Source organism: Candidatus Symbiopectobacterium endolongispinus, from assembly GCF_018777385.1.
Taxonomy (GTDB): Bacteria; Pseudomonadota; Gammaproteobacteria; order Enterobacterales; family Enterobacteriaceae; genus Symbiopectobacterium; species Symbiopectobacterium endolongispinus.
This window is the reverse complement of record NZ_JAFJYB010000003.1, coordinates 652,165-678,050: the sequence shown is the minus strand read 5'-3', so window position 1 is coordinate 678,050 and position 25,886 is coordinate 652,165. Positions and strand designations below refer to the sequence as shown.

The 25,886-nt window shown below is 51.0% G+C and carries 14 protein-coding genes, 1 tRNA gene and 11 pseudogenes; 14 read left to right on the top strand and 12 right to left on the bottom strand.

The window, feature by feature from the left end; all coding sequences use genetic code 11:
* Positions 1–6 precede the first annotated feature (6 nt).
* Positions 7–2,517: pseudogene (gene acnA / locus JZM30_RS14895) on the bottom strand (aconitate hydratase AcnA).
* Between the two features lie 416 nt (positions 2,518–2,933).
* Here acnA and gstA point away from each other — a divergent pair.
* Positions 2,934–3,543 (top strand): annotated as a pseudogene (gene gstA / locus JZM30_RS14890) (glutathione transferase GstA).
* A 39-nt stretch (positions 3,544–3,582) separates the two neighbouring features.
* Here the strand turns inward: gstA and pdxY are convergent.
* The 5 genes and pseudogenes from pdxY to anmK form a co-directional block, all read right to left on the bottom strand.
* Entirely contained in the window at positions 3,583–4,443 is an 861-nt protein-coding gene (gene pdxY, locus JZM30_RS14885) for a pyridoxal kinase PdxY (RefSeq protein WP_252319605.1), read from the bottom strand.
* Positions 4,444–4,531: 88 nt separating this feature from the next.
* Positions 4,532–5,809: a tyrosine--tRNA ligase gene (gene tyrS, locus JZM30_RS14880; RefSeq protein WP_252319604.1), complete on the bottom strand. Its 1,278-nt coding sequence runs from the start codon at positions 5,807–5,809 to the stop codon at positions 4,532–4,534.
* Positions 5,810–5,945: 136 nt separating this feature from the next.
* Positions 5,946–6,629, bottom strand: coding sequence for a pyridoxamine 5'-phosphate oxidase (gene pdxH / locus JZM30_RS14875; protein ID WP_252319689.1), 684 nt, complete (start codon positions 6,627–6,629; stop codon positions 5,946–5,948).
* 84 nt (positions 6,630–6,713) lie between these two features.
* Positions 6,714–7,045, bottom strand: a pseudogene (locus JZM30_RS14870) (MliC family protein).
* A 122-nt stretch (positions 7,046–7,167) separates the two neighbouring features.
* Positions 7,168–8,280 (bottom strand): annotated as a pseudogene (gene anmK / locus JZM30_RS14865) (anhydro-N-acetylmuramic acid kinase).
* A gap of 394 nt (positions 8,281–8,674) precedes the next feature.
* On the opposite strand from anmK, the gene JZM30_RS14860 reads away from it, so the two are divergent.
* Positions 8,675–9,142, top strand: coding sequence for an outer membrane lipoprotein (locus JZM30_RS14860; RefSeq protein ID WP_252319603.1), 468 nt, complete (start codon positions 8,675–8,677; stop codon positions 9,140–9,142).
* Positions 9,143–9,555: 413 nt separating this feature from the next.
* Here the strand turns inward: JZM30_RS14860 and slyA are convergent.
* Positions 9,556–10,002 (bottom strand): annotated as a pseudogene (gene slyA, locus JZM30_RS14855) (transcriptional regulator SlyA).
* Positions 10,003–10,416: 414 nt separating this feature from the next.
* Positions 10,417–11,617 (bottom strand): annotated as a pseudogene (locus tag JZM30_RS14845) (IS3 family transposase).
* A gap of 364 nt (positions 11,618–11,981) precedes the next feature.
* On the opposite strand from JZM30_RS14845, the gene gloA reads away from it, so the two are divergent.
* Entirely contained in the window at positions 11,982–12,389 is a 408-nt protein-coding gene (gloA, locus tag JZM30_RS14840; protein ID WP_252319601.1) for a lactoylglutathione lyase, read from the top strand.
* A gap of 191 nt (positions 12,390–12,580) precedes the next feature.
* Complete coding sequence (gene rnt / locus JZM30_RS14835) at positions 12,581–13,231, top strand: ribonuclease T (protein WP_252319600.1); 651 nt, start codon at positions 12,581–12,583, stop codon at positions 13,229–13,231.
* 145 nt (positions 13,232–13,376) lie between these two features.
* Here rnt and grxD read toward each other — a convergent pair whose 3' ends face one another.
* Positions 13,377–13,700, bottom strand: coding sequence for a monothiol glutaredoxin 4 (gene grxD, locus JZM30_RS14830; protein WP_252319599.1), 324 nt, complete (start codon positions 13,698–13,700; stop codon positions 13,377–13,379).
* A 410-nt stretch (positions 13,701–14,110) separates the two neighbouring features.
* Between grxD and JZM30_RS14825 the strand changes: the two genes are divergently transcribed.
* Positions 14,111–14,926 carry a C40 family peptidase gene (locus JZM30_RS14825; RefSeq protein WP_252319597.1) on the top strand — a complete coding sequence of 272 codons (816 nt, stop codon included), beginning with the start codon at positions 14,111–14,113 and terminating at the stop codon, positions 14,924–14,926.
* 115 nt (positions 14,927–15,041) lie between these two features.
* On the opposite strand, the gene cydH is transcribed toward JZM30_RS14825, so the two are convergent.
* Positions 15,042–15,131, bottom strand: coding sequence for a cytochrome bd-I oxidase subunit CydH (gene cydH, locus JZM30_RS24360; protein WP_368858841.1), 90 nt, complete (start codon positions 15,129–15,131; stop codon positions 15,042–15,044).
* 394 nt (positions 15,132–15,525) lie between these two features.
* On the opposite strand from cydH, the pseudogene purR reads away from it, so the two are divergent.
* Positions 15,526–16,550: pseudogene (gene purR, locus JZM30_RS14820) on the top strand (HTH-type transcriptional repressor PurR).
* A gap of 431 nt (positions 16,551–16,981) precedes the next feature.
* Positions 16,982–18,133 carry a cyclopropane fatty acyl phospholipid synthase gene (cfa, locus tag JZM30_RS14815; protein ID WP_252319595.1) on the top strand — a complete coding sequence of 384 codons (1,152 nt, stop codon included), beginning with the start codon at positions 16,982–16,984 and terminating at the stop codon, positions 18,131–18,133.
* A gap of 68 nt (positions 18,134–18,201) precedes the next feature.
* Here the strand turns inward: cfa and JZM30_RS14810 are convergent, their stop codons facing one another.
* Positions 18,202–18,852 carry a riboflavin synthase subunit alpha gene (locus JZM30_RS14810; protein WP_252319593.1) on the bottom strand — a complete coding sequence of 217 codons (651 nt, stop codon included), beginning with the start codon at positions 18,850–18,852 and terminating at the stop codon, positions 18,202–18,204.
* A 463-nt stretch (positions 18,853–19,315) separates the two neighbouring features.
* On the opposite strand from JZM30_RS14810, the pseudogene JZM30_RS14805 reads away from it, so the two are divergent.
* The 5 genes and pseudogenes from JZM30_RS14805 to JZM30_RS14785 all read left to right on the top strand — a co-directional run bounded on the left by JZM30_RS14805 (position 19,316) and on the right by JZM30_RS14785 (position 22,553).
* Positions 19,316–20,588, top strand: a pseudogene (locus JZM30_RS14805) (MATE family efflux transporter).
* 205 nt (positions 20,589–20,793) lie between these two features.
* Positions 20,794–20,870, top strand: a tRNA-Val gene (locus JZM30_RS14800).
* Positions 20,871–21,101: 231 nt separating this feature from the next.
* A pseudogene (locus tag JZM30_RS14795) lies at positions 21,102–21,530 on the top strand (cold shock domain-containing protein).
* Positions 21,531–21,672: 142 nt separating this feature from the next.
* Positions 21,673–22,211 (top strand): annotated as a pseudogene (locus tag JZM30_RS14790) (DUF2058 domain-containing protein).
* Positions 22,212–22,307: 96 nt separating this feature from the next.
* Entirely contained in the window at positions 22,308–22,553 is a 246-nt protein-coding gene (locus JZM30_RS14785; protein WP_252319592.1) for a YmjA family protein, read from the top strand.
* Positions 22,554–22,649: 96 nt separating this feature from the next.
* Here JZM30_RS14785 and JZM30_RS14780 read toward each other — a convergent pair.
* Positions 22,650–23,543 (bottom strand): annotated as a pseudogene (locus tag JZM30_RS14780) (LysR family transcriptional regulator).
* 115 nt (positions 23,544–23,658) lie between these two features.
* Here JZM30_RS14780 and JZM30_RS14775 point away from each other — a divergent pair.
* Both JZM30_RS14775 and JZM30_RS14770 read left to right on the top strand, forming a co-directional pair.
* Positions 23,659–25,080 carry a coniferyl aldehyde dehydrogenase gene (locus JZM30_RS14775; protein WP_252319591.1) on the top strand — a complete coding sequence of 474 codons (1,422 nt, stop codon included), beginning with the start codon at positions 23,659–23,661 and terminating at the stop codon, positions 25,078–25,080.
* Between the two features lie 31 nt (positions 25,081–25,111).
* Positions 25,112–25,810: a type 1 glutamine amidotransferase domain-containing protein gene (locus JZM30_RS14770; protein WP_252319590.1), complete on the top strand. Its 699-nt coding sequence runs from the start codon at positions 25,112–25,114 to the stop codon at positions 25,808–25,810.
* Positions 25,811–25,886 lie beyond the last annotated feature (76 nt).

Here is a 25,886-nt window from a genome sequence, read left to right as displayed (position 1 = left end):
TGACCATCACAACATCTTGCGAATGACGTAGTGCAAAATACCGCCGTGCTGATAATAAGTCAGCTCATTACTGGTATCGATACGGCAACGAGTTTGAATAACCTGAGCGTTTCCCTGACTGTCCGTGAGGGTGACGTCCACCGTAGCTCCCGGCATCAAGGCTTGCAGGCCCGCTATCGAGATACGCTCTTCACCCGTCAGCCCTAAGGTTTTACGCGTCACGCCAGGGGCAAACTCCAGCGGCAAAATCCCCATGCCAATCAAATTGGAGCGGTGGATGCGCTCAAACGACTCCGCAATCACCACTCTGACCCCGAGCAACCACGGTCCTTTTGCTGCCCAGTCGCGGCTGGGACCCGAGCCGTACTCTTTTCCGGCAATCAACGCCAACGCTACCACCGTAGGAGTTAAAATCCTCCACGCTGACCCCGCGATCGAGCAAGTAATGGCCCGCCGGGCTCTCTTTTTTGATGCTGCCCGCAGGAGAAATATGGTCGGTAGTAACCGAATCCCGCAGCAGAGCAAGAATTCGCGCCCCGTGAATATCCTGTATCGGATCGGGGTCTTTGCCCATGGTGGTAAAAAACGGGGTTTCACGAATATAGGTAGAATCCTGCGGCCATTCGTAGGTCGGGTTATCCCCTACGTCTATCGCCTACCACTCGGGCGTACCTTCAAAAACAGCAGCGTACTCTTTATGAAACAGGTCAACGCTGACATGCTGCACCGCGTCGGAAACGTCCTTCGCCGAGGGCCAGATATCTTTCAAGAACACCGGTTCACCGTTGTGTCCTTCGCCCAGCGGATCGCGGGTCAAATCAAGCGTCATATTGCCCGCCAATGCATAAGCGACCACCAATGGCGGCGAGGCTAGCCAATTGGTTTTCACCAGCAGGTGGATGCGTCCCTCAAAGTTACGGTTGCCCGAGAGAACGGCACCAACCGTCAAGTCGGCGGCCTTAATCGCCTGTTCTATTGGTTCCGGCAATGGCCCTGAGTTACCAATACAGGTGGTACAGCCATACCCTACCAGTTGAAACCCCAGCGCATCGAGATAAGGCATTAATCCCGCTTTGGCGAAATAGTTCGGAACTACTTTGGAACCGGGTGCCAGCGAGGTCTTCACCCAAGGTTTACGTCGCAGGCCGCGCTCTACCGCGTGCTTTGCCAACAACCCCGCAGCCATCAACACGCTGGGATTGGAGGTATTGGTGCACGAGGTGATCGCCGCAATCACGACAGCACCCTGCCGTAGCGAAAAGGTTTCACCCGACCATGTCACGTCAACCGCATCAGCCCCCGCTTTGCCACTGCTGACATCCAGTTCGCGACTGGCGGTAAACGCAGCGGGCACCTGTGCCAACGCGACGCGATCCTGTGGGCGCTTTGGACCCGCCAGACTGGTTTCCACCGTCCCCATATCTAACGCCAACTGGCTGGTAAAACGAGGTTCATCCCCCGGATGCCGCCATAGCCCCTGTGCTTTGCTGTAAGCTTCTACCAGCGCTATCTGTTCGTCGCTGCGGTTGGTTAAGCCCAAATAGGCCAAGGTGACATCATCGATAGGGAAAAAGCGCAAGTGGCACCATATTCGGGTGCCATGTTGGCAATGGTTGCCCGGTCCGTCAGGGTCAGGTTGTCCAGTCCATCGCCGTAAAATTCAACAAATTTTCTGACAACTCCGTGCTTACGCAGCATTTGTGTAACGGTAAGCACCAGGTCGGTTGCCGTGATCCCCTCCCCCAGCTTTCCGCTGAGTTTGAAACCCACCACATCCGGCAACAACATCGAAACCGGTTGTCCTAACATGGCGGCTTCGGCTTCAATACCACCAACGCCCCACCCCAGCACACCTAACCCGTTAATCATGGTGGTGTGTGAATCGGTACCGACCAGTGTGTCGGGATAGGCGATGATTTTGTCCTCCACGGTTTCACACCATACGGCGTTAGCCAAATACTCCAGATTGCCCTGATGGCAAATGCCAGTGCCCGGTGGCACCACGCGGAAATGACGAAACGCCTTTTGCCCCCAGCGTAAAAACTGGTAACGCTCATGGTTACGTGTCATCTCAAGCCGCGTGTTTTCTACCAGCGCCTGCGGATCGCCAAAATGGTCAACCGTCACCGAGTGATCTATCACCAGATCGACGGGTGAAAGCGGATTCACCCTGTTGACCTCTCCCCCCAGACGGTGCACTGCATTGCGCATTGCCGCCAAATCCACCACGGCAAGTACGCCGGTAAAATCCTGCATCAGCACGCGTGCAGGACGGAATGCAATTTCGCGATCCGAATGGCCATGTTCCAACCACGCGGATACCGCGTCAAGATCCGCCTGTTGCACCGTCTCGCCATCGAGATGACGCAACAAGTTCTCCAGCAGCACGGCCAGAGACTTTGGTAATTTTTTTAATGAGCCTAACGATTTTTCAGCCTGTGACAGGCTGTAGTAGTGATAAGTCTGTTGCCGGACATTGAGCCTATCCAGATAGGCGTTGTGTAGCGCCTGTGACATGCTGCCTCCCAATGGCTTGACAGGTTATCGACATTATTGGACCGCCCTGTCACAGGAGAGAAATATCCCTCTGATTCACACGGTTTTGTTTAAATATAACACAAACAAAAAATAACGTTTTAGTAACAAGGGGATTATTCAGCTATCACTGCAATCATCGTTATAAATCGGGCGTTTCTGACACATTCAGGCAAAAGCCAGTACAAATGCGTAAAAACATCGTTTACTTATTGTCAGTAATATGAATTTTTTATATCACAATCTAATTGCGAGTGATCGCACACCTTGTTGAATTGATTTCGGGCACGATAGAGGGTGGTTGGGGCGTTTGAAACACACCACGGTCTGGCGCATTACTTTGTGGAAAGGGTCTTCCGCTCCCCATATCCTAATCTAATGATAAGAAGGAGCTGTTCATGAAGTTGTATTATACAGCAGGAAGTTGTTCTCTTTTTCCCCACATTGTTTTACGCGAGGTTGGTCAAGATTTCACGTTAGAAAGTGTCGATATTAAAAAGAAAAAAACGGCTGGCGGTAAGGATTTTACGGCTATCAACCCGAAAGGGATGGGTGCCGGTACTTCAATTGGATGATGGTACGGTGCTCACGGAAGGCGTCGCCATCGCGCAGTACATTGCGGATAAAGTGCCCGAATCCAACCTGATTGCACCGATAGGCACCATGGCGCGTTATCACTGTGTTGAGTGGCTTAACTATATTTCCGCCGAACTGCACAAAACGTTTACCCACATTTTTCGTCCAGGCACACCAGAAACCTACAAGGAACTGCTACAGGAATACCTTCAGGTTCGTTTCCGCTATATCAACATCGTGCTCAGTGAACAAAACTATTTGGTGGGAAATCGTTTTTCCGTCGCGGATGCATATCTGTTTACTGTGATGCGGTGGGCGCAGTCGTTAAAGCTCGATGTGTTCCGCTATCCGGCCCTGGCCGCTTATCTCGACCATATTGCAGAACGCCCGGCGGTGTTAACGGCATTGAAGGTTGAACGATTGAAAGGGTAAGAGAGAGTGCGGCACCCAAGGGTGCCGCCTAACGCGCCATTAACCGAGGCGTTCCGCCTGAAAATGATGACGTTGGTTGGCAATGCCATCTTGTGCCGCCACCAATTGCAGTTCGTACTCGTCCATCTCTTTGGTCACCAGCATCACTTCATATACTGCTGCCGTGGTGTGCTCCAGCGCCTTATCTAATGCAACGCCTTTGAGCAGGTTCACCAGTAACAGGCCGCTGGTCAAATCACCTACACCAACAGGCTGACGTTCGAACTCCACCAGCGGACGGCGGATATGCCAGGCGTCAGTAGGCGTAACCAGCAACATTTCAAAACTGTCAGCACGGCGTGCTGCGCGGCTGAGGTGTTTAACTAACACGATTTTCGGTCCGCGCTCACAGAGCTGACGCGCTGCGGCAACGGCCTCATCCACATTGTGTACCGTCACACCAGCCAGAAGTTCCAGTTCCGGCAGGTTCGGCGCAATCACATCGGCTGCCAGCAGCGACTGGTTACAGTGGAAACCCGAAACACCGGGTGCCACAAAACAACCTTTCTCGGGAGTGCCCATCACCGGATCGCAAAAATAGATCGCCTGCGGATTCGCCGCTTTAACCTGACGGACGATATCCAGAATGCTGGCGCCCTGCTCGGGGGAACCGATATAGCCACTCAGCACCGCATCGCAGCGCGCCAGTCTGTCAATATTGGCAATCCCCTGCACAATGTCGGTCAAATGACTGGCGTCCATCACACTACCGGCCCACTGCCCATACTGCGTATGATTGGAGAATTGTACCGTATTGAGCGGCCAAACGTTTGCGCCCATACGCCGCATCGGAAACTCTGCGGCACTGTTCCCTGCATGTCCAAAAACCACATGGGACTGAATAGAAAGAATGTTTTTCATTTATCAACAACCTGACCTTGCTTATCACTAACCTCGGAGTGTTACCAAGAATAAAGGGAGCCTTCGCTCCCTTATGCATGCTGTTTTCTTATGCCGTCCAACAAATCAGGCAGTAGTGCTTTTTACCACGGCGTAGCAGCGTATAGCGGTCAAACAGACGATCGCTGTTCGTGAAGGTATACTCAGGGTTAGACTGTTTTTCGCCGTTAATGGTCACCGCATTTGAGGCGATCATGGTACGCGCCTGACCACGAGAAGGGACCAGTTCGGCCGTTACCAACGCCTGCTGCAAGTCAGTATCACGCCCCAGTTCAATAACCGGCATGCCATCTTGTGCCAACTGGGCAAAGTCATTCTCTGTCAGCGCATTCAGTGCACCTGAGAACAGACTCTGAGTAATGCGCTGCGCCGCTTGCAGACCCTCTTCACCGTGCGCCATACGCGTGACGTTTTCTGCCAGCACATACTGGGCGCGCGGCGCCTTGCCGCTGTTTTTGTCCTCTTCTTCCAACGCGGTAATCTCTTCAATGCTGAGGAAGGTAAAGAACTTCATGAAGCGATAAACATCCGCATCGGCGGTGTTGATCCAGAATTGGTAGAATTTGTACGGGCTGGTTTTCTTGGCATCCAACCAGACTGCGCCGCCTTCCGTTTTACCAAATTTGGTGCCGTCTGATTTGGTGATCAACGGAACGGTCAGTCCGAACACCGTATTCTGGTGCAAGCGACGGGTCAGATCGATCCCGGAGGTAATATTACCCCATTGGTCAGAGCCGCCGATCTGCAACGCAACGCCATATTTTTCGTTCAACGCCGCGAAATCATATCCTTGCAACAGGTTGTAAGAAAACTCGGTAAAAGAGATACCCACATCATCACGGTTCAAACGCTGTTTCACCGCTTCGCGGTTAATCATCTGGTTAACGGAGAAGTGCTTACCGATATCGCGCAGGAAAGTCAGCACGTTCATGCCGCCGAACCAGTCATAGTTGTTCGTCATGACAGCGCTATTGTCGCCGCAATCAAAATCCAGAAACGGCGACACCTGATCGCGAATCTTCTCAACCCACTCGCCCACGGTTTCGTTGGTATTGAGTTTACGCTCTGTGACTTTAAAGCTCGGATCGCCGATAAGTCCAGTGGCTCCACCGACCAATGCCACGGGTTTGTGTCCTGCAAGCTGGAAGCGACGCAGGCACAACAGCGGCACCAGATGACCCAAATGCAAGCTGTCAGCGGTCGGATCGAAACCGCAATACAGTGCAATTGGCCCCTGCGCCAGCTGCTCTGCTAACGCGTTTTCGTCCGTTACCTGAGCAACCAGGACCCGCTCTTGCAATTGTTGAATCAGGTTACCACTCGCCATCAATAGCTCCATTTTCGTAAAATAAACGATGTTTAAAAAAACGTATTCCAAGGGAAATAACGTAACGTCATAGAATAAAGCGCCCCCGAGGGGAGCGCCAGTATTTAAAGGGGATATTTGCTACAATTCGCAGCACTTAAGGTGCCAGACGATCGATTTGCCAGTTCTCGCCGTCGCGCTGGTAGATAAAGCGGTCATGCAGACGATGCGCCCTGCCCTGCCAAAATTCGACAGTATCAATGGCCACACGGTATCCGCCCCAAAAGCTCGGTAACGGCACCACGCCTTTCATGAATTTTTGTTTCAGTTCTAAAAACTTGCTTTCCAGTACGCCCCGGGCCGATATGCGGCTCGATTGTTGTGAAACCCAAGCGCCTATCTGGCTCTCTTTCGGCCGGCTGTGGAAATATTTCAACACCTCGATGGTGGATAAACGTTCAGCATGCCCCGTCACAATCACCTGGCGATCCAGGCTGTGCCAGGGAAACAGTAAACTGATACGCGAATTCAGCGCCAGATGCTGTGCCTTGCGACTGCCCAGATTGGTGTAAAACACCATACCTTGCTCATCGACGTGTTTGAGCAACACGATGCGCTGGTATGGTTGGCCCTGCTCATCGACAGTGGCAACGCACATCGCGGTAGGATCGGACAGGCGCGCATCGCACGCCTGCTTGAGCCACTTATCAAATAAATCGAGTGGGTTTGCGGTCAATTCATTGCGGCGTAAACCGCCACGGGTATATTCGCATCTGACGTCCGCAATTTCATCTTCGGTCGGAAATGCGGCGGAGGGAAGTGAGGTGTTGTCCTGTGTCATAACATCCTGCTGTGGTGTGTCGGGACGAAAATCATCATTCCATTCTGCGCCCACAGCGGGAAAATCTCAATGTAACACGTTGCGTCAAGGCGCATTCTGTAGGAGGCAATAATCCGCAATGATGTGTCCGCTACGCTCAATAAAGGCGCGTTCCCCCTTGCTCCAGAAGGTATACCGGTTATTGCTGTATTTGGTGCCTGAGGCAGAAACCACCTGCGGAAGTTGCAGACGCTCGCCATCCAGCAGGAAATGCACTTCCGCTGGCTGGATATCCTGTTTCAGCGTCATGGTGAGCGGCAGGGGCCACACTGATAATGCAGCGTTTTTACCGGTGTCTGCCGGTTAAACCCGCTACAGCCGGACAGAATCATAAGCCCTAACAGCACGCCCGCGCGGCCCGATAGCATTATTTTCATTGTTACTTTCCCGTTGTTACCTGTCTGAAGGTTATCACCAGGTGACCACGACACAGTCTGTCGAGTCACAGAAAACAACAGTGTAATAACTGGTTTTACAACGACCTCTCAGCAAAATCTGATTAGTCGTTCAGAACGGGAAAAATCGCCCCCAATATCGTCGCTTTGCTGGCACCGGTCACTGACGGCAGATTACCGGGCAGTCCCGACAAGGTGCGCGCAGCGAGCCAGGCAAAAGCCAGCGCCTCCATATCGTCGCCGTTCACGCCACACTCATCGGTGGTATTGACCTCAATGCCTGGCATCAATGCAGACAGACGCGCCATCAACAGGGGATGCGCGCCCCGCCGCCGCACACCAGCACACGTTCACAGCCTCCCGTTAACAGCACCTGGTCGGCAATGCTGACGGCGGTTAGCTCCGCCAGTGTGACCTGTACATCCTGAGGCGCAAGGGTGCCATATCCCGCAAGCTGCTTTTCCAGCCAGCCCAGATTAAAGTATTCGCGCCCGGTGCTTTTAGGTGCAGGTAAAGCGAAATAGGGATCGGCCAGCATGCGGCGCAACAAGGAGACGTTAACCTGTCCGGTTGCCGCCCACTGCGCGTCTTTATCATAGGGTTGCCCTTGACGACGCCAGATCCAGGCATCCAGCAACATGTTCCCTGGCCCGGGTATCATAGTCACGTACCGGACAGTCAGACGCCAGCAGGGAGATATTGGCAATCCCCCCGATATTGAGCACTACGCGACGCTCATCCTGGTGCATCAGCAACGCATAGTGAAAACCCGGCACCAGCGGCGCACCATGCCCGCCAAGCGCGATGTCACGTCGGCGAAAATCGCCCACCGTGGTGATGCCAGTCAACGCCGCAATCTGGTTGTTATCACCGATTTGCAGCGCACAAAGCGCGTCACCGACCGGTTCGTGCCACACCGTTTGTCCATGGCAGCCGATCGCCATGATATCGCTGGCATCGAGTTCGGTCTGTTTCAACAGCATTAGCACTGCTTCGGCAAACAGCTTGCCGAGGCATGTATCCAGCTGACCTAGCGTTGACAGCGTTACCGCCTGCCCCTGACACACGTCCAGAATCGCTTGCTTAAATGCCAACGGCATTGGATGACAATAGCTCGCCTGCTGCGCGACCGTGTGCTCATCAATCGCTGCAAGAACCACATCGACACCGTCCAGACTGGTGCCCGACATCACTCCGATGTATCTGCCTGATTTCATAACGGTGTATTTCCCATCCCGTGCTGTACACGCACACAAAATCCCCATAAACCAAGCTGCACTTGTTTACAAAATAACATGGCGAGCGGGCGAACGGCTCAGGTATTCTTCATTCTACGGCGGATTCGTTATCCTATTCTTTGAATGCGCGTTTATTTTGAGGAAAAAAAGGCCGTTTTTTGCTATAAAAGGAACATATGCGCCAATAGGATGAAAGAGAATAGTGGCAGCAAGGAACTTTAGCCATTTTTCATTATCAATATAATCCTATTATATCAGGGTGAGTTGTGCGCAACGGCCAATTTGGCGTTTCGCGGTGACCGTTTGATAAGCATTACCACGTTAGCCTTCAGTAACGGAAAGCTGACACATTGCGATTACAGGAGTCTTATATATGATGAAGCGTTTACTTGTGATTACTTTAGCCGGTATGACATTGGCGGGCTGTGCCAACACCAGTTCGCTTTCCGGTGACGTTTATCGCGCCTCTGAAGCCAAACAGGTTCGTACTGTAACTTATGGCACCATCGTTTCATTACGACCTGTACAGATTCAGGCTGGCGATGAGAATGGCACCATGGGCGCTATTGGTGGCGCAGTACTGGGTGGGTTCCTGGGTAACACCATCGGTGGTGGCACAGGTCGTTCATTGGCAACCGCAGCAGGCGCTGTGGCGGGTGGCGTAGCGGGGCAAAGTGCACAAGGTGCGATGAACCGCGTTCAGGGCGTCGAGTTGGAAATCCGTCGTGATGATGGCACCACCATCATGGTGGTGCCACGCCAGGGTGATATCCGTTTCAGCGTAGGCCAACGTGTTGCCATGTCCAGCAACGGCCAGAACGTGACTGTAGCGCCACGATAAACACGCCTCTATTTTCTGTTATCACCACCGGCACGGTGGTGATAACATGCATTATTGCTTAGGTCAATAATGTCACTTCACATGAAAAGTTCATTCGGACACAATGCAGCCTCAATCGTACAGGCATGCTGAACAAATAATTGCAATCGCATAAAACACGTCGGGTACAACACGTTTTTAACGAAAAATAGCATATCATCTAAAAAAGATGTCAAGAAGGTATATCACCTGCCCAGGCTAAAACCTCACCAGCTTTTTTCAGTTAAAAAACATCCACACGGCATCAATAATTCACCAGAAATAGGGATCAGGTAAAGGATCGTGGCGTGATGTCATGTTTGAATACAGTGCATTATTCAATTCGGCTTGATGGACATTTATTCTACCCACGCATTATTCTGTCTGGTGACACATCAATGATGGCTTTCATGGCTCTCATGTAATGCGAGAATATTTTTCTCCAGGCGTGCAATAAGGCCAGTCAGTGCACTGACTTCCTGTACCAAAATACCCAGCAAGATTTCACCACGCGTTTGGCTTATCACATCATCAACCGCCTGGATGATCGGCTCTGCCGCATCGGTCAACGCGATGCGTTTAGCACGCCGATCGTGCGCACAAATACTCCGAGTAATCAGCCCTTTCTCTTCCAACTGATCCAAGGTTCTTACCAGTGACGACTGCTCGATGCCAATGGCTTTTGCCAATTGAATCTGTGACTGCCCCGGAGGCAGTTGGTATATATTATGCAGCGTAACCCAATGCGTCTATGTTAATTACAGCGGTTTCAGGCGAAAATCAATTAATGATCGCCACACGCGAACCAATCTGGCCAAATCAGAACCTAACGGCAATTCCATAACATCTCCTTATTATTAGCGTACTAAGTTATATCCCTGGATTGCAATCAACTCTGATTTTAAAAAAAATGAAAAAGGCGCCTTGCTTAATAATTTATCCATAATGGCGGTAGCCACATTGCTGTTATACCAAATATATACACCTTGAGGAAATTCTCTCAACGCATAACGGTGCAAAAGAGTTGTTCTCTCTGCATTATGCAACATAAGTTATTAGGGCCGTAGCCGCACTACTCATCGTTGAATAACGAAGACTGCTGCCACTCGCTATTCAGTGTAGCCTTTTCCGAACGTAACATCCGTTTTTCGCGCTGCCGGCAAAGCCTCAGCACGTCCTGTTTTTGCGCATCGCTCATCTGCCCCCAGGAGAAACGTTCTGGATTTGCCCCTATATTTCCAGACGCAAGATCACTCTTAAGTTAGCGATTCTCGCTGGCGACGATACTCTCGTGGTGAGCGATACCCCAGCGCGTTGTGTGGATGCTTCTCGTTATAGTGCTCGAACGCGATAGCCAGGTTTTTCAATGCCACTTGCTGATTCGGTTTGGGCATTATACTGATATAGTCGCGCTTCATCGTCTTCACGAAGCTCTCAGCCATTCCATTGCTTTGTGGACTCCTCACTGCCGTTGTCCTCGTTTCAAGATTCAATAGATGACCGAACGCCCTCGTTTCCTTCGCTGTGTAACAGGAGCCGTTATCGCTCAGGAACTCGATGGGGACCTCTGGAAGCCCATTTCCGAACCGCTTACTGACGCTGTTTACCATCACATCCATCACGATTTCACTGGTGTACCCGCCATTTGTCGCTATACAGTCCAGCGCCTCACGGTCACAACAGTCAAGCGCGAACGTGACACGCAGCTTATCGCCATTATCGCAGTTGAACTCGAAGCCATCCGAGCACCACCTGAGGTTACTTTCAGCAACCGCAACCCTGCCGTTGTGACTTCGCTGCTCTTTAGTAACGCCCTTTCTATCCAGCAACAGATGATTGTCGCGCATTACTCTGTAGACCCTTTTGGCATTAACTATCGCAAGCCTATCCTGCTGGCTTTCATCACGCAGTAATGCCCAGACTCGTCTGTAGCCATAGGTCGGCAATTCAGCAGTATGATGCCGTATTCTGCTGATAAGCTCAGCATCGTTGTGGTTAGGCTTCTGTCGGCGATCCTGCCACTCGGCAGAGCTTAGAAGATAAACCGATAACTGCGCACGCGACACATTAAGAGCGCGGCTGACCTGTGTCAGTCCGAATCCCCGGGCAGCAAGGGCGCGTGCGCTATCCATTTTTTTGCCCGGCCGTACTCCACGGCTTCTTTGAGGAGCTCAACCTCCATCGTTTTTTCCCCAGCAGCCGTTGCAGCTCTTTAATCTGCTTCATGGCAGCAGTGAGTGCAGAGGCCGGAACCACTTCTTCTGAGGCACTGACAGCAGTGAAGCTGCCATTCTGATACTGCCGGCGCCAAGTAACTACCTGATTAGGATTGATGCCGTGCAGGCGAGCCACGTGAGATACTGTCATCTTGGGCTCCATAGTCTGCTGAACAATAGCGATTTTTTCCTGAGCGGTACGCCGATGGCGGCGTTCAGGCCCTGACAGAACTGAGATCATTTTTTCGTTGTGACCGGTATTAAACATAGTTTTTAGACTACCTCTTATTTTAAGAGTGTCTATCTGTCTGGAGATCTAAGGGGCCAATCTAGCGACAATGGCAAGCTTTAGGTGTAGAGCGGCGCTGGTTGTAAACGATACTCAGTATTATATATTGTAGCGCCGAAGATTTCTCTAGCGACACTATTTATTTGGCCTGTCATTAATATACCGCAAAATTATGGCATAAATGTGATTTTTGTCCACTGCGGCACTCAGGGTGTACCTTCTACATCAAGGGTTTGGACTCAATCCCGTTACAATGGTATACTTTGTAACGAGCCTTTGTGATGGCGGTCAACCACAGTAGTCAATCGAGGATATTATGCGCTTACTTCATACCATGTTGCGTGTTGGGGATTTACAACGCTCAATCGATTTTTACACCAAGGTACTGGGTATGCGTTTGCTGCGAACCAGTGAAAATACCGAATACAAATACACGCTCGCTTTCGTGGGTTATACCGAAGAGAGCGAAGGGGCCGTCATTGAACTGACGTACAACTGGGGCGTTGATAAATACGATTTGGGTAATGCTTTCGGGCACATTGCGCTGGCGGTTGAAGACGTTGCCGCAACCTGCGAGCGAATTCGTCAGGCGGGCGAAAAAGTGACGCGCGAAACTGGCCCGGTTAAGGGCGGCACCACAATTATTGCCTTTATCGAAGATCCCAATGGTTACAAGATTGAGCTGATTGAAAAAGCGCAATCCGGGAACGGGCTCGGCAACTGATTGTCAGGCAATGCTCTGCGGCGACTTCTGTCCGCCGCTTTTTTGGCTTTCTCCTTCCCCTTCTCTCTTACGCTGTGCTCATTCCATTGCGCACTTCTCCCCTTCGGGGTGCTCAAGGCATCAGGTTTACTGCATTGATGATGGGAATTTGCCATAATGCGCGCTGCATTTAGTAAATGATTAAAGAGAACATGGCTGATAAAAATAACCTGAACGCACTGAGTGGCCGTTTCCGCGGGTTTTACCCGGTTGTTATTGATGTTGAAACTGCAGGGTTCAACGCGAAAACTGACGCACTGCTGGAAATTGCCGCCATCACGATGAAAATGGATGAAGACGGTTGGTTACAGCCCGATGAGACGTTGCATTTTCACGTCGAGCCATTTGAAGGCGCGCTGCTTGATCCCGCTGCGCTGGCATTTACCGGCATTGATCCCCACAATCCGTTGTACGGTGCCGTCTCTGAATACGAAGCCCTGCATGAAATATTCAAAATGGTGCGTAAAGGTATTAAAGACAGGGGCTGCAATCGCGGGATTATTGTCGCCCACAACGCCAATTTTGATCACGGCTTTCTGATGGCGGCAGCGGAACGCTGCGGGCTGAAGCGCAATCCGTTCCACCCCTTTGCCACCTTTGACACTGCCGCGCTGAGCGGATTGGTGCTGGGACAAACCGTATTGGCAAAGGCCTGCATGACCGCTGGCATCGCCTTCGACTCCGCACAGGCACACTCAGCGCTTTATGATACGCAGCAAACCACGGCGCTATTTTGCGAACTGGTTAATCGTTGGAAGCGGCTGGGCGGTTGGCCATTGCCCGTGGAAGACCAAACGGACTGAGTTCCCCGAATACGACCATAAACAGGTTTCATCCCCAAATAAAAGGGGACCCAGGTGCTGGGTCCCCTCTTTTACCTCAGATACCGGCGGTATGCCCGCCTACAGGCACGATTTACTGTGTGCTGTCTCCATCCTGCGGCTCACGTTATTTGTCTGCGGTTTCTTTGATCAGTTGCTGCAATTCGCCACGTTGATACATTTCAATGACAATATCGCATCCACCAACCAGTTCACCGTCAACCCACAGTTGGGGAAAGGTCGGCCAATTAGCATATTTTGGCAGCTCAGCACGAATATCCGGGTTTTGTAAAATGTCCACATAGGCGAAGCGTTCACCGCACGCCGACAGCGCTTGCACGGCTTGGGCAGAGAAACCGCAGTTCGGCAACTTCGGGGAACCTTTCATGTATAACAGAATCGGGTTTTCTGTAATCTGGCGCTGAATTTTTTCAATCGTTGTCGTCGTCATGCTTTTTGCTTCCTCAAACGGTGTTTCTGCGAGCCATCACGATGCCCTCTTCCTGTATGAGGGATCGCACGGCATCATTATGTAACGGGGTATTATCGCACCATTGTCGCGTATGTGCTCTGTTATCTAAGCGATTGCAAAGCACATATACCGTTGCTTCATTGTAGCGAGAGCCGTCATGACAAAAAAAACGCCATTTTTTGTAGGGCTTTTCCTGTCGCCGTTCCCTCTAAGCCATCCTCGGTGAAATATGCCGCAATAAATGATGATATTTACAGCTGGAAAACAATTATTAACGTTTTCTCATGATTCTGTTAAGCGAAAAGGTGATTTCCTGCTTTTTCTCATGCCGTTTTCGTGAATACTGTTCGAATTGAGCGAGTTAAGGATTGTATTCGGTCTCTTTTATCATGCGCGTATTTATTACTCTGATCTTTGTTTTCTTCAGCCATCTGTTTGTTAATGTTGCCCAAGCAGCTCCGCACACCAATGCGGAGAAGAAAGCCAGCGCCAGCACGTATGACAAACACCTGAAAAAAAACCAGACCACCAAAACCGCTAAAAAACCACAAACCCCACCAGAACCACCGAAGAAAAAGGCGACGCGGGAAAAAGCCAAAGTAGCGCAAAACACTAAATCCACCAAAACGACGGCCAATAAAAAGATCTCTGCTGACGTTGAGACCAAGAGCGCGATGTCAAAAACCACGTCATCGCGCTACCACAGCGCAACTCACGCAAAACTGGTAAAGGGGCTAAAAAAAGGCACAAATGCCACTGAGAAGAAAACGGCGGCGATAAAACCAGGAGCCAAGAAAGCGGGCAAAGAGTTGGTGCTCAGCGAAGCGCATAAGCGCCGTTACCAGCATGCAAAAATGACGGCGATGAACAAACTGATGAGTCAGATCGGTAAACCTTATCAATGGGGTGGTAACTCGCCCTACACCGGTTTCGACTGTAGCGGTCTGGTCTACTATGCCTATAAAGATGTGGTGAAGATTCCTATCCCGCGCACCGCCAATGAAATGTATCACCTGCGCGATGCTGCGCCCATCAATAAGGGTGAACTGGAGATTGGCGATCTGGTGTTCTTTCGCATCAATGGTCGCGGCACCGCCGATCATGTCAGGGTTTATCTCGGCAATGGCAAGTTTATTCAGTCACCGCGAACCGGTGCCGATATCAAGATCAGTAAATTGAGCGAAGACTACTGGCAGGAACACTAAATTGGTGCGCGTCGCGTGGTGACACCACAAACGATTCGTTAATCGCACATCGACGCGTTAGCGATAATAAATACCAGGTGGTACCTATGCAACCTGGTCTTTATTTTAATCGCGATCAGTTCAACACGACAACAAAGCTAAATACCATGATCATGACTAACGCTCCAACCGTGGTCAGTAATGACATTTTCAAATCAGTATTCATTCTATCTCCTTGAAACACAGAAACGCGTGAAAATTGCCGCCGTACTGGATGCCACGTTCTTTCCTGCACATCACTACCAGCAGCACAATGACGCCAAAAAAGCATCGTTACACATTTTATAGGGAAAATCTCCGATCCCGGCTGCACTAATTAAATCAATTATCCCTTTCACTTTCGCGGCAAATCAGCCAGAATTCGCAGTTTACCGTGCGCTGCGTCGGTGTCCGAACACGTCATCTTCGATGGGATCAATGCGTCCCCTTTAGGTACAAAGTATTTCGGCAGTCTCCTTCTGATATCCTGTTTATACCATCGGAAAGAGAACATTACGCAAAAGCAAACGATTAACAAACTATATACTGCCGTAACAAGTAGGTTCAGGAGTCATGTTTAGATGGCAACGATCAAAGATGTGGCAAAGCGTGCTGGCGTTTCAACAACAACCGTCTCTCACGTCATCAATAAAACACGTTTCGTCGCCGAAGAGACCAAAACGGCCGTGCGGGAAGCCATCAAGAAATTACACTACTCCCCGAGCGCAGTGACTCGGAACTTAAAGGTAAACCACACAAAATCCATCGGTCTGCTCGCCACCTCGAGCGAAGCACTCTACTTTGCGGAAATTATCGAAGCGGTTGAAAACAGTTGTTATGCAAAAGGCTATACCCTGATTCTGTGTAACTCGCATAATAACCTGGAAAAACAGCGGGCCTATCTTTCCATGCTGGCGCAAAAACGGGTTGATGGTCTGTTGGTAATGTGTGCGGAATATCCGCCTGAACTGCTGAGCATGTTTGCCGATTACCGCAGCATTCCCATGGTGGTGATGGATTGGGATCAGGCACACAGCGATTTCACTGACACCATCATTGATAACGCCTTTGAAGGGGGATATCTGGCTGGGCGTTACCTGATTGAACGCGGCCACCGCGACATCGGTGCCATTCCCGGTATTCAGGAACGCAACACAGGCAGCGGGCGTTATCTGGGTTTTCTCAAAGCCTTGCAGGAAGCGGATATCACCGTTCGCGATGAATGGATTGTTCAGGGCGATTTCGAGCCGGAATCCGGTTATAAAGCCATGCACCAGATTTTGGCGCAGAAACAGCGCCCGACCGCTATTTTCTGCGGCGGTGACATCATGGCCATTGGCGCCATCTGCGCGGCAGATGAGCTCGGACTACGCGTACCGCAAGATATTTCCGTGATTGGCTACGATAATGTTCGCCATGCACGTTATTTCACGCCAGCCTTAACCACGTCCACCAGCCAAAAGAGCGTTTGGGCCAATCGGCTTTTACCATGCTGCTCGATCGCATCACCAGTAAGCGCGAAGATGCGCAGATGATTGAGGTTCACCCAACGCTTATCGAGCGTCGTTCAGTGGGTGACGGCCCTTTCCGCGACTACCGCCGTTGATGTTTAAGACGATTTTCTTATAGCACCTTGATTTGTAAATTCTTTATGACTGCATCAATCAATTTTGACTTGTCCTCTGATTGAAGCAGCCATACACTGTTTTTCATTCGGACAATATCCCTACACTTATCCTTATTATAACGAACGCACGACTGCGTATCAGGATATGCGCCCCTACGTGTTACCACGTACCGGCATTGACACTTCATTCCCTCTGGGTATCCAGAGAGTAAACGATGGATGTTATGCCAGCTGCCGCTATGCAACGGGCAAGCATAAACGGCTGCGCACGAATGCAACCGCTTACTATTTGAACAGCGGGTAACCTGCCCGTGATTCGAACACGCTGCGCGCAAGCCGCAGCGTTCGGGTTGATGAGAGACTGTCTATGCTGTTCCTTGCGGCGCTGTCTGGCAAGGTTGGGAGAAGTTATGAGTTCATCATATGTAGAGGAACTGGCAGAACATAACACGTCCTGGTTCCGGATCGTACATGCGTTATTGGATATCGCCGATATCAAAATCAATGGTTCACGCCCGTTTGATATCCGGGTACGTAACCCTGATTTCTACAAGCGCGTTCTGCGTGAAGGCTCCCTGGGGCTCGGGGAAAGCTATATGGACGGTTGGTGGGAGTGCGATCGTTTAGACTGTTTTTTTCGGCGTATTTTACGCGCGGGGCTTGAGAAAAGGGCCCCCCATCATCTTAAAGACATTTTGCACATTGTCGCTGCGCGCTTGATTAACCTGCAATCCCGCAAGCGAGCCTGGATCGTCGGCGAGGAGCATTACGATCTGGGTAACGATCTGTTTAGCCTGATGCTCGACACGCATATGCAGTACTCCTGCGGCTACTGGAAAGAGGCCACTACCCTAGAACAGGCGCAACAAGCCAAACTGCGCATGATTTGCAAAAAACTTCAGCTTCAGCCAGGCATGACACTGTTGGATATTGGCTGCGGCTGGGGTGGGCTGGCCGCCTATGCGGCACGCCATTATGGCGTATCGGTTTACGGCGTGACCATTTCGCGTGAGCAGCAAAAACTGGCTCAGGCGCGCTGTAGCGATCTCAACGTCACCATTGAATTGCAGGATTATCGTGACCTTAACCGATATTTCGATCGCATCGTGTCTGTCGGCATGTTTGAGCACGTTGGACCGAAAAATTACGATACGTACTTTCGCGTCGTCAGCAAAAATCTCAAACCCGAAGGATTGTTTCTGCTGCATACCATTGGGGCAAATAAAACCGATTCGCAGGTTGACCCCTGGATTAACAAATATATCTTCCCAAACGGCTGCCTGCCCTCCGTGCGCCACATTGCCGCACGCAGTGAACCTTATCTGGTGATGGAGGATTGGCACAATTTTGGGACCGATTACGATAAAACCTTGATGGCCTGGCACGATCGCTTTGTCGCCGGTTGGCCACAGTTAGCGGACCGTTATTCGCCGCGTTTTAACCGTATGTTCCGTTACTACCTGAATGCCTGCGCCGGGGCGTTTCGCGCGCGGAACATTCAACTGTGGCAGGTGTTGTTTAGCCCCCAAGGGATTGAAGGTGGCGTGCGTGTAGCGCGCTGATTTCGGTCAGCTTAACGCCGTACAGCCAAGGGTGTACGGCATTTTTTATCGCCTTTTCAGCGCAGGCTTCAGGCGCTCTGCGCGGCATTTGCCGTTGCGGCCTCTTGTGCCTGACGCTGTGCCAGCAAACGTTCAACCGTGTCGATCACAGCCTGAGTTTGCGGGTCGATTTCGATATTGATCCGGTTCCCCAATCGTTTCTGGCCGAGCGTGGTGCGTTGCAGCGTTTCGGGAATCAAATGCACGCAGAAACGGCTGCGAGTCACCTCACCCACCGTGAGACTGATGCCATCAATCCCGATAAAACCTTTGTGCAGCACATATTTCATCTGCGATTCATCGGAGAGTCGGAACCAAATCTGGTGGTTGTTTTCCGAGGTAAGAATTTTAAACACTTCGGCTGTGAACATAATGTGCCCGGACATAACATGTCCGCCAATCTCATCGCCGTATTTTGCGGCACGTTCAATATTAACCAGATCGCCCAGCGTGATATCGCCCAGGTTGGTCAGACGCAGCGTCTCTTTCATTAAATCAAAACTGACCCGATCGCCATCAATTGCCGTCACCGTCAGGCAGCAGCCGTTATTGGCAATCGAGGCACCTGTCACCAGGCCGGTCAGTAATTCGGGAGGAAGTTTTACCACATGCGTGCGGAAGTTCGTTTTTTCATCGATGGACACCACCGGCGCGGTGCCCTGAACAATACCGGTAAACATACGCTTGCCTCATAATAAATCAGTGAAATAACTGAATGCTACTGTGCCAGTCTCTACCCCTACGCTACCGTGGCACGCCGCGAGGGAATAAAGGCTGACAAATCATTTTGCAGTTTGCCCCATAACGACTGGAAAACCAAACGTATTCCCGCCTTTGTCACCTGACAAATCCGATAAGACAACAGAACCTCTTCATTGACACAATACCCTTACGAAGAAGTTGGTTTACTTATGCCAAGCCGCTACACTAGAACAACGTTCTGTCATCGATTGATTTTCCATCTCAGATGGATGGCTTCGAAAGCCATTTGTGCTCGTTATCTCGCTTGCGGTTGTTTACTTTCATTCATCCCAACCCCCTGCTGGAAAAGCAACGCGCCACCTCGCCGTGCTGCCGTATAACAGAAAGCGAGGGGGTATCGACGTCAGTTTTTCGTTTTAACAATTCAAGGAAGGTGTTTGCGTGCAGAAATATTTGTCAGAGGCGCGGAGCCTGTTAACGCTCGCGGTTCCTGTCATTATTGTGCAGGTTTCCCAAACGTCCATGGGTGTCGTTGACACCATTATTGCGGGTGCTTATAGCGCAACCGATATGGCAGCGGTTGCAGTAGGTACCTCCGTGTGGTTACCGGTCATCCTGTTTGGACATGGTTTATTAATGGCGCTCACGCCCGTGGTAGCCCAACTCAACGGATCTGGCCGACGCCAGCGCATCGTTCAGCAGGCGTTTATTTTGGCCGCGATCGTTGCGGTTATCACCATGATAGTGCTGTATAACGGCAAGCATGTTATTGCCATGATGCATACCGACTCACCGGAGCTCGCGAATGTTGCCATCGGCTATCTGCACGTGATGCTGCTGGGAGTACCGGGCTATCTGTTCTATCAGGTGCTGCGCTGCCAGTGTGAGTGGTTATCCAAAACCAAGCCGGGCATGGTGATTGGCTTTATTGGCGTGCTGATCAATATTCCGCTGAACTACATTTTTATCTACGGCAAATTTGGCATGCTCGAACTGGGCGGTGTGGGTTGCGGCGTCGCGACAGCCTCTACCTATTGGATCATGATGCTGATGATGGCGTTTTACAGTATGCACGCACGCTGGCTGCGCGATATCAAGTGGCAGCCTGGCAGATTGATTTCTCCGCCATGCGGCGTCATTGACGTTGCCGGGCATCAGATAGCACTGAACTTCAGTTCTCTGATGTTCGTACTGCCGTTGTCTATCGGCATTGCCTCGACGATCCGCGTTGGTCACCGGCTGGGGGAAGGCTCCGTGGAAGATGCGCGTGTTGCGGCCTACACCGGCATCGCGACCGGCGTGATGCTGGCCTGTTGTACCGCCATTTTCACCGCGTTGCTGCGTGAGCAGATCGCCTTGTTGTATAAAAAAACCCTGAAGTGGTCGCTATGGCGGCGCAGTTGATGCTTCTGGCCGCGATTTATCAGATTTCAGACGCGGTGCAGGCTATCGGTAACGGCGTATTACGTGGCTATGTGGCTATAAAGATACGCGTTCCATTTTCTACATCACCTTCGTCTCCTACTGGATACTCGGTTTACCCAGCGGTTATCTGCTGGCAATGACCGATTATTGGGTGCCGCGCATGGGCCCTGCCGGTTTCTGGTGTGGCTTTATCATCGGACTCACTGCTGCCGCCATCATGATGGTGCTACGTATCCGTTATCTGCAACGCCAACCGCCCGGCGATATTCTGGCGCGCGCGGCGCGCTAGCCCTGATATCACCCAACGCAAGGGGGAGCACGCCACCAGCGTTGGGTGAAAAAAATGCAAAGTGAACACAAGCGCAGCAGTCGTGCGGTTCAACCGCATAAATGTTGCATTTGCGTCTTGCCAGCACCACGTTCACTCGCTACTATGCGCCCCGCACGGCAGCACAGGGCATTGCCCGCTGCATTAGTTATCCGCCTTACAAAATGCGTTCTTAGCTCAGTCGGTTAGAGCACCACCTTGACATGGTGGGGGTCGATGGTTCGAGTCCATTAGAACGCACCATTTCTTGTTCCTCAGTGTTCTATTTATCACGCAGTTTCCAATCTCCTGAAGCTCATTTTTGGCAATAACACTCGACATTTATCATCAAGAGGCAAACCAAAGAGGTGGTCTGCACAGGGATTGTGCTCTACACTGCGCGCTGCAAAAATAAGGTGATAAACGATTAGGTAGGCGGTAATGGCGATGAACGGGACGATCACAACCTGATTTAAAGATAAAGGCTTTGGATTTATCAAAGATGAAAACGGCGATAATCGTTATTTTCATGTGATTAAGGTCGCCAATCCAGATCTGCTTAAAAAAGGCGCGACTGTCAGTTTCGAACCCACCACAAATAACAAGGGTCTGTCGGCTTATGCCGTGAAAGTCGAACCGGAAAGCAAATACATTTATATCGCAGGCTAGCGCATCAAGCTTACCGCCATTAAATCCTTTCTGGTATTCAGCGAAGAAGTGTCGGCCGATACCCGCATTGATAAAGAAAATACGGTGCTTTCTGTGGGCGCGCTAATGGGAAATATCAAGCCGAAATCAACCGCTAAATCCAGTGACGTTCGTTCGATGAAAAAATTGGCGATCACCATCTTCCAGGGTTCGACGTTAATTTTCACGGAAGATGAAATAGACATTGAGGCCACGGTGAAACTGCTCAAGGTGTGAAGCCATTTCGCTGCCGTGTTCACTGCGTCCCTGATGGCGTCCTCCAGATTCAAACGCCGTGGCGATCGGGTTTTGCGCCAGGTTACAGCCTCGGCGATTACAGGTATAATCCCACAAATTTTTCTACGGTTTCGAAACGACGATGACAAAACTCACCTTACAAGAGCAGATGCTGAAAGCGGGATTAGTGACCAGCAAAAAAATGGCCAAAGTTGAAAGAACGGCCAAAAAATCACGCGTTCAGGCGCGTGAAGCCAGAGCCGCGGTAGAGGAAAATAAAAAAATCAGCTTGAACGCGATAAACAGCTCAGCGAACAACAGAAACAGGCTGTGTTATCTAAATAGTATAAAGCGCAGGTGAAACAACTGATTGAGATGAACAAAATCGACATTGCAAAAGGTGATATTGGTTTTAACTTCACGGATAACAATGTAATCAAAAAGTTGGTTGTAGATAAGCTGACGCAAACTCAGTTGATTAATGGTCGTCTCGCCATCGCGCGTCTGGTTATTGATAACAAGGGTGAGAGCCAATACGCAATTATCCCCGCGAGCGTGGCCGAAAAAATTGCGCAGCGCGATGCGAGCAGTATTGTTTTACACAGTGCGCTGAGTCAGGAGGCGCAAGATGAAGAAGATCCTTACGCCAACTTTAAAGTGCCAGATGATTTAATGTGGTAACTGACGCAGTAGGTTTTTGTGGTTTTACTGCATTTCACCACCTGACTAGACAATGTTGGTGGTACGGACAAACACCTTACCCCGTGGGGACAACGTATGAACAATGAAATACCCCTTAAATATTATGATATTGTGGATGAGTATTCGACGGAAGTCGCCACGTTGGTGAATGAGTCAGAGCGTGACGCTCTGGCGCACTATTTCCAATTGCTGATCACTCGCTTAATGAATAATGAAGAGATCAGTGGGCAGGCTCAGCACGAAATGGCGCGTGAGGCCCATATCAACGACCAGCGTATTGATGAGATAGCGACGTTTTTGAATCAATGGGGCAATGAGTAGTGTTGCACAGCACATAAACCAAGGGCGATGCTGAGTTTTTCTCGCTCATCGCCCTTCAATAATGTGCGCAGCGCCTTTACCTCGCCGGCTCTCCTTTTAAGCCTGGTTGCCCAGTCTGTGCAGCAGAATCTGTCGGGTGTATGCCAGACGCGGCTGACGTAACGCACTCGGCAGCCACACCAGATTGTAACGAATTTCCGTGTCTGCCACTGGTGCTTTAAGACGGGCCAGCTTACCTTCATCAAGATGCTCACGGCACAAAAATTCCGGCATGACCGTCCACCCAAATCCTTTACACAACAGACTTCTCTGACCGCGTAAATCCTGACCGACCATTGCAGGAAGCAACGAGCTGAATTTTATCCGGTTTTTGCCCAACCAGTGTTCGATCAGTGAAAGCTCAAGATTGTAAGCCAGCAGCGGCTCATTCAATAAATCCCGGCCAAAATGTTCACTGTTATTCAGGCGTTCGGCAAGGGCTGGCGATGCAATCGCGATCACGCGATCGCTAAATATGACATCCCCCCCCCTTTAATCGCGTATCGGTGACCGGATGCGCCGTGATACCCAAATCGCAGTGCCCTTCTATCACCATCTGGGAAACCATCGGACCATCTCCGGCATGCAAATGCACGCGAATACCACTTTCCAGTAATTGCGGCAGTTCCCCCGCCAATTTCTCTGCCATAAAGTCAGAATGACCAATGATCTGTAGCGTTCCCGCAACATCCATGGATCTTGCCCTTGCTGAGGCAAGTGCGGATTCAGCATCATCCAGTTTATTGCCGATATCCGCCGCCAGATCGTCAGCGACCACAGTCGGTTTAACCACCTGCGGTTGGCGCTCAAACAGGCGCCTTCCGATGGCTACCTCAAGGCCGATGATGTGCTGAGAGACCGCAGGCTGGGTCAGGTTCAACACCCGTGCAGCCCCGAAATCGAGCGTTGCCGGTACACCTCTATGAAAGTGCGTAGACGCAACAATGACATAGCTTACCCATAAATTAATTTATACCCTTGACAAAATAGCGTTGTTATCCGTAAACATCCAGACACTTTATGCTGTTTTCACCCCACGAAACCGCCGTACCAACAGGAAAGTCACATGAGCGAACAACATCATTATCAGGCGTTATCACACATCCTTGACGCAATGAAGAAGTACCATCGACAGAATGAGCCCGCTACGGCTGCATTACGCCGCGATCGTCTTATTCGCAGCGCCGCCTTGATTCGTGACAACCATGTGGCCCTGACCGATGCGATAGGGCGCGATATTGGTCATCGCAGCGGCTATCGGACGCAGGCCGCCGATCTGATAACCACCATCAATATGTTGACGCATCCCGCCGAAAAGCTGGAGCAATGGATGCAACCGGAAGCAGCCGAGGTACCGCTTCCTGGAATGCAGGCCTGGATCGAACCACAGCCGCTGGGCGTGGTGGGCATTATCAGCCCGTGGAATTTTCCAATAAACCTCGCCTTCGGTCCGCTGGCGGGTATATTTGCAGCGGGCAACACCGCGATGCTGAAACCCTCCAAGCTGACGCCTTTTACCTCTGAATTGCTTGCAGAGCTGATCCCTCATTACTTTGATTCGAATGAGCTCGTGGTGGTGTTGGGTGATGCGGATGTAGGTCAGGAGTTTAGTCAGTTACCGTTCGATCATATGGTCTTTACCGGCAGCACGGCGGTTGGCCGTCACGTCATGCGCGCGGCTGCCGAAAATCTGGTTCCCGTTACGCTTGAACTGGAAGGAAAATCCCCGGTAGTGTTGGATACCGATGCAGACATCAGCATCGCCGCCGAACGGATACTGACGATAAAGACATTTAATGCCGGACAAATCTGCATCTCCCCGGATTATGTCCTGCTGCCGGAATCATCCGAAGCGGGCTTTGTCGATGCGGCAAAACGTTTTATGCACGAGAGCTACCCAACGCTTCAGTGCAATACGGATTACACCGCTATTATTAACGACAGACACTATCAACGATTACTCATGCTGCTGGACGATGCTACCAGCGAGGGGGCTAACATCATCAGTCTATCTCCCGATAACGAACCTGATTTTGATCCGCACAGCGGAAAGATCGCACCGCATCTTATTCTTGGCGTCACAGAAGAGATTCTCGTGATGCAGGAAGAGATCTTCGGGCCACTCCTGCCGTTAAAAACATACGCATCCGGGATCGGTGACGCCATTCATTACATAAACGCGGGCCCGCGTCCACTTGCTGCCTACTACTTTGGCCATGACGCGGAGCGTCAACGCCAAATCGCCACAAGGACAACGTCTGGTGCCTTGGTCATCAACGATGTCATGACTCATGCTGCAATCGATAGCCTACCCTTTGGCGGCATCGTGGCTTCAGGAACCGGGGCATATCACGGTATCCATGGTTTCAGGCGTTTCAGTCATGCAAAACCGGTTGTTGTTCAGGACAGAGCCGGCATGGCCAATCTTCGTCTTCGCGCGCCTCATCAGGATAAAGCGACCGTTGCCGAAGCGTTCCTGAACAGCTAATTCACCTGCACCAGCACTATCGAGGTTAACAATGAAAATTTTAATGGTTCTGACATCCCATGCCGAACTGGGCAACACAGGAAAGAAAACAGGCTTTTGGTTGGAGGAGTTTGCCGCGCCCTACTATGTCTTTAAAGATGCGGGGGCTGAAGTGGTTCTTTCCTCCCCGGCCGGTGGCCAGCCGCCACTGGATCCCAAAAGCGATCTTCCTGAATTTCAGACAGCGCTGACGGCGCGTTTTAAAGCGGATAAAGACGCACAGGACGCGCTTTCTCAAACGGTCAAACTGGAAACCGTATCTCAGGAGGATTTTGACACCGTGTTCTATCCTGGCGGCTACGGCCCGCTATGGGATCTTGCGGAGTCAGCAACATCGATTGCACTGATTGAATCGTTCGATCGCACCGGGAAACCAGTGGCCTTTGTCTGCCATGCACCGGGTGTGCTGCGTAAGGTTACCTCCGCGACGGGCGATCTGCTCATCAAAGGACGTAACGTTACAGGCTTCACTAATAGCGAAGAAGAGGCCGTTGAGTTAACCCATGTCGTCCCGTTTTTAATCGAAGATACCTTTATTGCTGCTGGCGCACATTACCAAAAAGGAGCCGACTGGATGCCGTTCGTCGTGGAAGATGGCAATCTGATCACAGGGCAGAACCCGGCCAGTTCAGAGGCCGTTGCAGTCGCCCTGCTGAAAAAATTGAATAACGAAAGCTCAATGAGCCATTAAAAATTACAGGGTGCGATGTTGGGCTAGCACAATTAACTATGATAACAAAGTAGCTCTCAATGCAATGACTGGGAGT